General features: G+C 59.9%; 8 protein-coding genes, 1 tRNA gene and 1 pseudogene. 5 read left to right on the top strand and 5 right to left on the bottom strand.

Features of this window, described 5'->3' with window-relative positions; all coding sequences use genetic code 11:
* The 5 genes and pseudogenes from ACIOWE_RS26745 to ACIOWE_RS26725 form a co-directional block, all read right to left on the bottom strand.
* Positions 1–100: pseudogene (locus ACIOWE_RS26745) on the bottom strand (ribose-phosphate pyrophosphokinase); the annotation flags it as partial.
* A 45-nt stretch (positions 101–145) separates the two neighbouring features.
* Positions 146–220 (bottom strand) — tRNA-Gln (locus ACIOWE_RS26740).
* A gap of 36 nt (positions 221–256) precedes the next feature.
* Complete coding sequence (ispE, locus tag ACIOWE_RS26735; RefSeq protein WP_401397731.1) at positions 257–1108, bottom strand: 4-(cytidine 5'-diphospho)-2-C-methyl-D-erythritol kinase; 852 nt, start codon at positions 1106–1108, stop codon at positions 257–259.
* 3 nt (positions 1109–1111) lie between these two features.
* A complete protein-coding gene (gene lolB, locus ACIOWE_RS26730; protein ID WP_401397728.1) occupies positions 1112–1729 on the bottom strand; it encodes a lipoprotein insertase outer membrane protein LolB in 618 nt (205 codons plus the stop codon).
* Between the two features lie 3 nt (positions 1730–1732).
* A complete protein-coding gene (locus tag ACIOWE_RS26725) occupies positions 1733–3457 on the bottom strand; it encodes a tetratricopeptide repeat protein (RefSeq protein WP_401397725.1) in 1725 nt (574 codons plus the stop codon).
* Positions 3458–3639: 182 nt separating this feature from the next.
* Between ACIOWE_RS26725 and hemA the strand changes: the two genes are divergently transcribed.
* Genes hemA through murI form a run of 5 tightly spaced genes read left to right on the top strand, consistent with a single transcriptional unit; the run spans position 3640 to position 8369 of the window.
* Positions 3640–4926, top strand: coding sequence for a glutamyl-tRNA reductase (gene hemA, locus ACIOWE_RS26720; protein WP_007951716.1), 1287 nt, complete (start codon positions 3640–3642; stop codon positions 4924–4926).
* Entirely contained in the window at positions 4923–6005 is a 1083-nt protein-coding gene (prfA, locus tag ACIOWE_RS26715) for a peptide chain release factor 1 (RefSeq protein ID WP_401397722.1), read from the top strand. Before hemA ends, prfA begins: the two co-directional genes overlap by 4 nt.
* Positions 6006–6836, top strand: coding sequence for a peptide chain release factor N(5)-glutamine methyltransferase (gene prmC / locus ACIOWE_RS26710; protein WP_401397719.1), 831 nt, complete (start codon positions 6006–6008; stop codon positions 6834–6836).
* Positions 6830–7585, top strand: coding sequence for a molybdopterin-synthase adenylyltransferase MoeB (locus ACIOWE_RS26705; protein ID WP_401397716.1), 756 nt, complete (start codon positions 6830–6832; stop codon positions 7583–7585). Before prmC ends, ACIOWE_RS26705 begins: the two co-directional genes overlap by 7 nt.
* Complete coding sequence (murI, locus tag ACIOWE_RS26700) at positions 7578–8369, top strand: glutamate racemase (RefSeq protein ID WP_401397713.1); 792 nt, start codon at positions 7578–7580, stop codon at positions 8367–8369. The genes ACIOWE_RS26705 and murI overlap by 8 nt, the downstream gene beginning before the upstream one ends.
* The last annotated feature ends 70 nt before the right edge of the window (positions 8370–8439 follow it).

The following is an 8439-nucleotide window of genomic DNA, read 5'->3' as shown; positions in this document are numbered from 1 at the left end:
TGCCGACAGAGATGTCACCGAGAGGGATATGCAGCTGACGTACAACACGCCGAGCCAGATCGGGGTTAGCGTTCCCCGTAAAGACCATCATCTTGGACACGCGCAGTACCTAGAGGCTGAGGGTAACCTGGATGAGTATAGAAAATGGCAGGGGCGGCTGGATTCGAACCAACGCATGGCAGGATCAAAACCTGCTGCCTTACCGCTTGGCGACGCCCCTGTATCTGTTGCATCAAGTGCCGAGCACTTGGTTCCTTTAGAGCAGACTTTGCAGCTTTCGGTGCAACATCGAAACGTTGCTGCCTTTTGCTACAAACCCTGTAAGGGTCTCTGTCAGAAGGGCCGAGACTTTATCAGCTTCAGCTTTGCTTGGGAAGCCCCCAAACACACAACTTCCAGTTCCGGTGAGTTTTGCTTCGGTAAATTTACCTAACAAATCCAATGCGTTACGTACTTCTGGATAACGCCTTGCAACCACCGGCAAGCAGTCATTTCGACTGTTTCCCTCGGGAACGGGGCGCACTTTAATGGGCGGCGTGTTACGTGTCAACAAAGGATCTGAAAAAATTTCTGCCGTACTTACAGAGACTTGCGGTACGAGCACCAGATACCAAGGTTCTTCGGGATCAACAGGGGTGAGTTTTTCGCCCACGCCCTCGGCAAAGGCCGCGTGACCACGGACGAAAACCGGTACGTCAGCGCCAAGCGTCAGGCCCAGTGCGGCCAGGCGATCTTCATCCCAGCCCAGTTGCCACAAATGATTGAGACCGAGCAAAGTGGTCGCGGCATTCGAACTGCCGCCGCCAATGCCGCCGCCCATGGGCAGAACCTTGTCGATCCAGATGTCGATGCCGAGCGCACAACCGGATTGTGCCTGGAGCATTTTTGCTGCGCGCACAATCAGGTTGCTGTCGTGGGGAACCCCTTCGAATTCGGTGTGCAGCTGAATCACGCCGTCATCGCGCACGGCAAAAGTGATCTCATCGCCGTAATCGACAAACTGAAAGAGTGTCTGCAACTCGTGATAACCGTCTTCACGGCGACCCAGAATGTGCAGCATCAGATTGAGTTTGGCCGGCGAGGGCAGGGTCAGGCGTGCAGCGGTCATGCGTTATTGCCCCAACTTGCGCGGTTGCCAGGTCTTGATCACCAGCGTCACGTCAAGGTCGGTGCCGTGCAGCTTGATTCGCTCTGGCAGCCAGTAACCATTTTGTTCGGTGTAAGCGGTGTATTCGACTGTCCAGCCATCCTGTTCCAGGTTGGCCAGACGGCTGTTGGCGTCCAGGTTCAGGCGGCTTTTGCTGTCCGGCGCGGGCAGGCCACGGACCCACCAGGCCAGATTCGACACCGGCAATTTCCAGCCCAGTTGCTCTTCAAGCAGGGTTTCCGGCGATTGCGATTCGTAGCGACCCTGATTGGCGACTTCCAGCGACACCTTGCCCGGGCGTCCGGTCAGGCGCGCCGCGCCGCGACCCAGCGGGCCGGACAGGCGGATGTCGTAATAGTCCTGACGCTGCAGCCAGAACAGCGTGCCGCTACCGGAATCTTTTGGTGCGCGGATGCCGATCTTGCCGTCGATCTGCCAGCCGTCGAGGCCGGTCAGTTGTTGTTTGTTCGCGGCCCATTGAGCCGGACTGCCGTGGCCCTCGACCGATTCGCGAGCGCCAAAACCCGCGCAACCGGCGAGCAGGGCGATGAAGCTGAATACAATAACGTGGCGCAAAAACATGGGTTAAAGAGTCTCGGATCCGGTCAGGCGCTTGATGGTGCTGCGCAGAATGGTGCTGTCGGGCTGATCCTTGAGGAATTTGCCCCAGACTTGTTTGGCTTCGCGCTGGTTGCCCTTGACCCACAATACTTCGCCCAGATGCGCGGCGACTTCGTGGTCAGGGAAACGCTCCAGCGCTTGACGCAGATACTTCTCGGCGTCGTCCAGATTGCCCAGGCGGAAGTTCACCCAGCCGAGGCTGTCGAGTACTGCCGGGTCTTCCGGATTGATCTGGTGTGCCTGTTCGATCAGTGCCTTGGCTTCCGCGTAGCGAGTCGTACGGTCAGACAGGGTGTAACCCAAAGCGTTCAGCGCCATGGCGTTGTCGGGATCACGCTTGATGATCAGGCGCAGGTCTTTTTCCATCTGCGTCAGGTCATTGCGTTTTTCCGCGAGCATGGCACGGGTGTAGAGCAGATTCAGATCGTCCGGGTATTGCAGCAAGGCTTGCTGCAAGGTTTTCCAGGCCTTGTCGTCCTGTTTGTTGGCCGACAGGGTTTCCGATTCGATCAGGTACAACTGGATCGCGTAATCAGGTTGTGCGTCACGCTCAGCCGCCAGTTTGCTTTGTGCTTCGGCGGTCTTGCCGTTGTTCATCAGGATGTCCGCCTGACGCAATTGCGCGGGCAGATAGTCATTGCCTGGGCCGACCTGGGCGTATTCGATCAATGCGCCTTGCGGGTCGTTGCGCTCTTCGGCAATGCGACCGAGGTTCAGATGCGCTGAATCAACGTGGCTTTCACGGGCGATCAGGTCTTCCAGATAACCTTTGGCCTCGTCCCACGCTTTAGCTTCCAGGCAGACCAGCGCCAGCGAGTAGCGCAGTTCGTCGTCTTCCGGGTATTGCTGAACGAGGCTGGAGAACTCGGCCTTGGCGTCGTCCATCCGGTCCTGTTCGACCAACATGCGCGCGTAAGTCAGGCGCAGGCGTTTGTCGTCCGGATACTTCTTGATGCTTTTTTGCAGCAGCGGCAGTGCTTCGTCACCACGGTTCATGGTTTGCAGCAGGCGCGCGCGCAGCAGAATCGGGGCGATTTCGCCGTCTTCCGGTGGATTGTCTTCGAGCAGGGTCAGCGCCGCTTTGTTGTCGCCGTCCTGCTGCAACAACAGGGCCTTGCCGAAAATCAGCTGGCTGTTGTTCGGGTGGCGTTGCAATAAACGGTCGAAACTTTTCATCAGACCGTTGCGGGTTTCCTGATCGGTGTCGGCTGCCGACAGCGCGAGGAAATCGAAATGGGTGTCGCCCTTGCCCTGCAGGACTTTCTCCATATAGACCATCGAGTCGTCGTAACGCCCGGCGCGGGCCAGTTGCACGGCGGCGGCGCGTTGCGCTTCGAGATCGTCAGGGGCATTTTTCGCCCAGATCAGCGCGGTATCCAGAGCGGGCTGATCCGCGCCGAGGTATTCGGCGATGCGGAACGCGCGCTCGGAAACGCCAGGATCCTGAGTGTTGATCGCCTGGGTCACGTAGTTATCCAGAGCAATATCGAAACGATTGCGCTGGCCAGCGAGTTCGGCGCTCAGCAGGCTGAACACGGTTTCTTCGCTGAACGAGCTGTAAACCTTGGGCTTTTCAGGCGCGGGCGTGGTGTCTTCGACCGGTGAGGCACCGTCCTGCGAAACGGGGGCCATGGCCTGGCAGCCGCTGAGGAAGACAAAAGCAAGGAGCAACGCGGAAGATCTATTCATATAGGAAGAGGACGACTAACCTGCGGTCGGATCATCATGACACAAGCCTTCGGCCAAACATAACCGAGTCTCAATTGTGCCCATTATAGGGGCTGACGATTGGGACAATAGTCAGCGGTAGTTGTTCTGAATCTGACGAAGGTAGACAATTGCCGGCTTCACGTCACCATCAGCGACCTTGAATGGCCTTCCTTGCACTTGGTATTAACCACAAGACTGCTTCAGTAGACGTCCGCGAGCGCGTGGCCTTTACCCCTGAGCAGCTGGTTGAGGCCCTGCAGCAGCTCTGCCGACTGACCGACAGCCGCGAAGCTGCGATCCTCTCCACCTGCAATCGCAGTGAGCTTTATATAGAACAGGATCAGCTTTCTGCGGATATCGTGTTGCGCTGGCTGGCCGACTATCACCATTTAAGCCTCGATGAGCTGCGCGCGAGTGCTTATGTGCACGAAGATGATGCGGCAGTTCGTCACATGATGCGCGTCGCCTCCGGGCTCGACTCGCTGGTACTGGGCGAACCACAGATTCTCGGCCAGATGAAATCGGCCTATGCCGTTGCCCGTGAGGCCGGCACCATCGGACCGTTGCTCGGGCGACTGTTTCAAGCGACGTTCAATGCCGCCAAGCAGGTACGCACCGACACCGCCATCGGCGAAAACCCGGTGTCCGTGGCATTCGCGGCGGTCAGCCTGGCCAAACAGATTTTCAGCGACCTGCAACGCAGCCAGGCCTTGCTGATAGGTGCTGGCGAGACCATCACCCTGGTCGCCCGTCACCTGCATGAGCTGGGGGTCAAACGCATCGTCGTCGCCAACCGTACGCTGGAACGCGCCAGCCTGTTGGCTGAACAGTTCGGCGCCCACGCGGTGTTGCTGTCGGACATCCCGGCAGAGCTGGTGCGCAGCGACATCGTCATCAGTTCCACCGCCAGTCAGTTGCCGATTCTGGGCAAGGGCGCGGTCGAGAGCGCACTGAAGTTGCGCAAGCACAAACCGATCTTCATGGTCGACATTGCCGTTCCCCGGGATATCGAACCGGAAGTCGGCGAGTTGGACGACGTTTACCTCTATAGCGTCGACGACCTCCACGAAGTGGTCGCTGAAAATCTCAAGAGCCGACAGGGCGCGGCGCAAGCGGCCGAAGAAATGGTCTCGGTCGGCGCCGACGATTTCATGGTGCGCCTGCGCGAGCTGGCGGCGGTCGACGTGCTCAAGGCTTATCGTCAACAGAGCGAACGCCTGCGTGACGAAGAACTGCAAAAGGCCCTGCGTCTGCTGGCCAACGGCGGCAATGCCGAAGACGTGCTCGGGCAACTGGCCCGTGGCCTGACCAATAAACTCTTGCATGCGCCCAGCGTGCAATTGAAAAAGCTTTCTGCCGAAGGCCGCCTCGATGCGCTGGCCATGGCCCAGGAACTCTTTGCCCTCGAGGGCTCACCGGATAGCTTTTCGGATAAAAAACCGCAATGAAAGCGTCACTGCACAATAAGCTGGACACCCTCCAGGATCGTTTCGAGGAACTGACCGCGCTGCTCGGCGACGGCGAAATCATTGCCGATCAGGCCAAGTTCCGCGCCTATTCCAAGGAATACGCCGAACTCGAACCAGTCGTACACGCCTATCAAAAGCTGCTCAGCGTACAAAGCGATCTTGAAGGCGCGCAGGCGCTGCTCAAGGACAGCGACCCGGACATGCGCGAAATGGCCGTGGAAGAAGTCCGTGAAGCCAAGGAACTGCTGGTCATGCTGGAGTCCGACCTGCAACGCATGTTGCTGCCCAAGGACCCGAATGACGGGCGTAACGTGTTCCTCGAAATCCGCGCCGGCACCGGTGGCGACGAGGCGGCGATCTTCTCCGGCGACCTGTTCCGCATGTACTCGCGTTACGCCGAGCGACGTGGTTGGCGTGTGGAGATCCTCTCGGAAAACGAAGGCGAACACGGCGGCTATAAAGAAGTCATCGCGCGCATTGAAGGCGACAACGTTTACGGCAAGCTGAAATTCGAATCCGGCGCACACCGCGTACAGCGTGTACCCGCCACCGAATCCCAGGGCCGTATCCACACCTCGGCTTGCACCGTGGCGGTGTTGCCCGAGCCGGACGAGCGCGAAGCCATCGAGATCAACCCGGCGGATTTGCGCGTCGACACGTTCCGCTCCTCCGGGGCCGGTGGTCAGCACGTCAACACCACCGACTCGGCGATCCGCATCACGCACATTCCGACCGGCACCGTCGTCGAGTGTCAGGAAGAACGTTCCCAGCACAAGAACCGTGCCCGCGCGATGGCCTGGCTGTCGGCCAAACTCAACGATCAGCAAACCGCCGCGGCAGCCAATGCGATTGCCAGCGAGCGTAAATTGCTGGTCGGTTCCGGCGACCGTTCCGAGCGCATCCGCACGTACAACTTTGCCCAGGGCCGGGTCACTGACCACCGCGTCAACCTGACCTTGTATTCCCTCGATGAAATTCTTGCCGGTGGCGTTGAAGCGGTAATCGAGCCGTTGCTGGCCGAATATCAGGCTGACCAACTCGCAGCGATAGGTGAATAAATGACCATCATTGCCAGCCTGTTGCGCGCCGCCGAACTGCCGGATTCATCGACTGCGCGTCTGGACGCCGAACTGCTCCTCGCCGCCGCGTTGGGCAAGTCGCGCAGCTTTCTGCACACCTGGCCCGAGCGCATCGTGCCGAGTGAGGCTGCGCTGACCTTTGCCGAGTACCTGCAACGCCGTCGTGGCGGCGAGCCGGTGGCCTACATTCTCGGTCAGCAAGGTTTCTGGAAACTCGATCTGGAAGTCGCCCCGCACACGCTGATCCCGCGCCCGGACACTGAGCTACTGGTGGAAGCCGCGCTCGAATTGCTGCCCGCGACCCCGGCCAAAGTGCTCGACCTCGGTACCGGCAGCGGCGCGATTGCCCTGGCCCTGGCCAGTGAGCGCCCGGCGTGGAAAGTCACCGCCGTGGACCGCGTACTTGAAGCCGTGGCCCTGGCTGAGCGCAATCGCCAACGCCTGCACTTGAACAACGCCACGGTGCTGAGCAGCCATTGGTTCAGCGCCCTCGAAGGCCAGCGTTTTCAACTGATCATCAGCAACCCGCCATACATTGCCGCCGCCGATCCGCATCTGGTCGAAGGTGATGTGCGCTTCGAGCCCGCCAGTGCACTGGTGGCCGGTGAGGATGGGCTCGACGATCTGCGTCTGATCGTCGCCCAGGCGCCGGAGCATCTCGAGGCCGCTGGCTGGCTGATGCTCGAACACGGCTATGATCAAGCCGAGGCCGTGCGCGATCTGCTGCTGACCCGCGGTTTCGAAGAAGTCCACAGTCGCACCGATCTGGGCGGCCATCAACGGATCAGCCTGGGGCGCCTGCCGTGCTGAATGATCAGGAATTGCTGCGCTACAGCCGGCAGATTCTGCTGCAACACATCGACATCGATGGTCAGTTGAAGCTCAAGGACAGTCGGGTGTTGATCGTTGGCCTCGGCGGCCTCGGTGCACCGGTTGCCCTGTATCTGGCGGCGGCGGGAGTGGGTGAGTTGCATCTGGCGGATTTCGACACGGTCGATCTGACCAACCTGCAACGCCAGATCATCCACGACACCGACAGCGTCGGCATGAGCAAGGTCGACTCGGCGCTCAAGCGTCTGGGGGCGATCAATCCCGAGATCAAACTGGTCGCGCATCGTCAGGCGCTGGACGAGGACTCCCTCGCCGCTGCCGTGACGGCGGTCGATCTGGTGCTCGACTGTTCCGATAATTTTTCCACGCGCGAAGCGGTCAACGCGGCGTGCGTGGCTGCTGGCAAACCCTTGGTCAGCGGCGCGGCGATTCGCCTTGAAGGGCAACTCTCGGTGTTTGATCCACGTCGTCCCGAGAGCCCGTGCTACCACTGTTTGTACGGGCACGGCAGCGAAGCCGAACTGACCTGCAGCGAAGCCGGTGTCGTCGGGCCGCTGGTTGGCCTGGTTGGCAGTCTTCAGGCATTGGAAGCATTGAAAGTGCTGGTCGGCTTCGGTGAACCACTGGTGGGACGCTTGTTGTTGATCGATGCCTTGGGCTCGCGCTTCCGAGAGTTGCGGGTCAAGCGCGATCCGGGTTGCAGCGTTTGCGGACCGCGCCATGCGTGAAGCACCGATCGCGGTGTTCGATTCCGGTGTCGGCGGTTTGTCGGTATTGGCGGAGATCCAGCGCTTGCTGCCCAACGAATCGCTGCTCTATGTCGCCGATTGCGGGCACATTCCCTACGGCGAGAAAACCCCGGAGTTCATTCGCCAGCGTTGCAGCGTGATGGCCGGGTTTTTCCGTGAGCAAGGCGCGAAGGCGTTGGTCATAGCGTGCAATACCGCGACCGTTGCCGGTGTCGCCGATCTCCGTCGTGATTTTCCCGACTGGCCGCTTGTCGGCATGGAGCCTGCGGTCAAACCTGCGGCAGCCGCGACGCGCAGCGGTGTGGTCGGCGTGCTCGCCACCACCGGTACGTTGCAGAGCGCCAAGTTCGCCGCGCTGCTTGATCGCTTTGCCACCGACGTGCGCGTGATCACCCAGCCGTGCCCCGGTCTGGTCGAGTTGATTGAGAGTGGCGATCTGCACAGCGCCGAGTTGCGCCAGTTGCTGCAAGGTTATGTCGATCCGCTGCTGGCCAGCGGTTGCGACACGATCATTCTTGGCTGCACGCACTATCCCTTCCTCAAGCCGATGCTCAAGTCGATGATCCCCGAGGACATCAGCCTGATCGATACCGGTGCCGCTGTCGCGCGGCAACTTCAGCGGCTTTTGGCGGAGCGCGATTTGCTCGCTGTCGGCCCGAGCCGGCCGGTCAGATTCTGGACCAGCGCCGACCCTGAGTACTTCAAAATCATCCTGCCGCTGTTGGGGCAGGACGCGGGCGAAGTGCAAAACTTCGGCTTGTAAAAAAACTGTGAAATAACTAAAAAATCGGCTGAACTTCTCAGCAGGCGCTAGCTTCTATAGCGAAGAGTTA

Source organism: Pseudomonas sp. NPDC087598 (assembly GCF_044743525.1).
Taxonomy (GTDB): Bacteria; Pseudomonadota; Gammaproteobacteria; order Pseudomonadales; family Pseudomonadaceae; genus Aquipseudomonas.
This window is presented reverse-complemented; position numbering and strand designations above follow the sequence as displayed.

Coding starts and splice junctions, on each gene's coding strand:
- murI (WP_401397713.1), top strand. CDS start 7,578: ATGCGTGAAGCACCGATCGCGGTGTTCGATTCCGGTGTCGGCGGTTTG.
- ispE (WP_401397731.1), bottom strand. CDS start 1,108: ATGACCGCTGCACGCCTGACCCTGCCCTCGCCGGCCAAACTCAATCTG.
- hemA (WP_007951716.1), top strand. CDS start 3,640: ATGGCCTTCCTTGCACTTGGTATTAACCACAAGACTGCTTCAGTAGAC.
- prmC (WP_401397719.1), top strand. CDS start 6,006: ATGACCATCATTGCCAGCCTGTTGCGCGCCGCCGAACTGCCGGATTCA.
- prfA (WP_401397722.1), top strand. CDS start 4,923: ATGAAAGCGTCACTGCACAATAAGCTGGACACCCTCCAGGATCGTTTC.
- ACIOWE_RS26725 (WP_401397725.1), bottom strand. CDS start 3,457: ATGAATAGATCTTCCGCGTTGCTCCTTGCTTTTGTCTTCCTCAGCGGC.
- lolB (WP_401397728.1), bottom strand. CDS start 1,729: ATGTTTTTGCGCCACGTTATTGTATTCAGCTTCATCGCCCTGCTCGCC.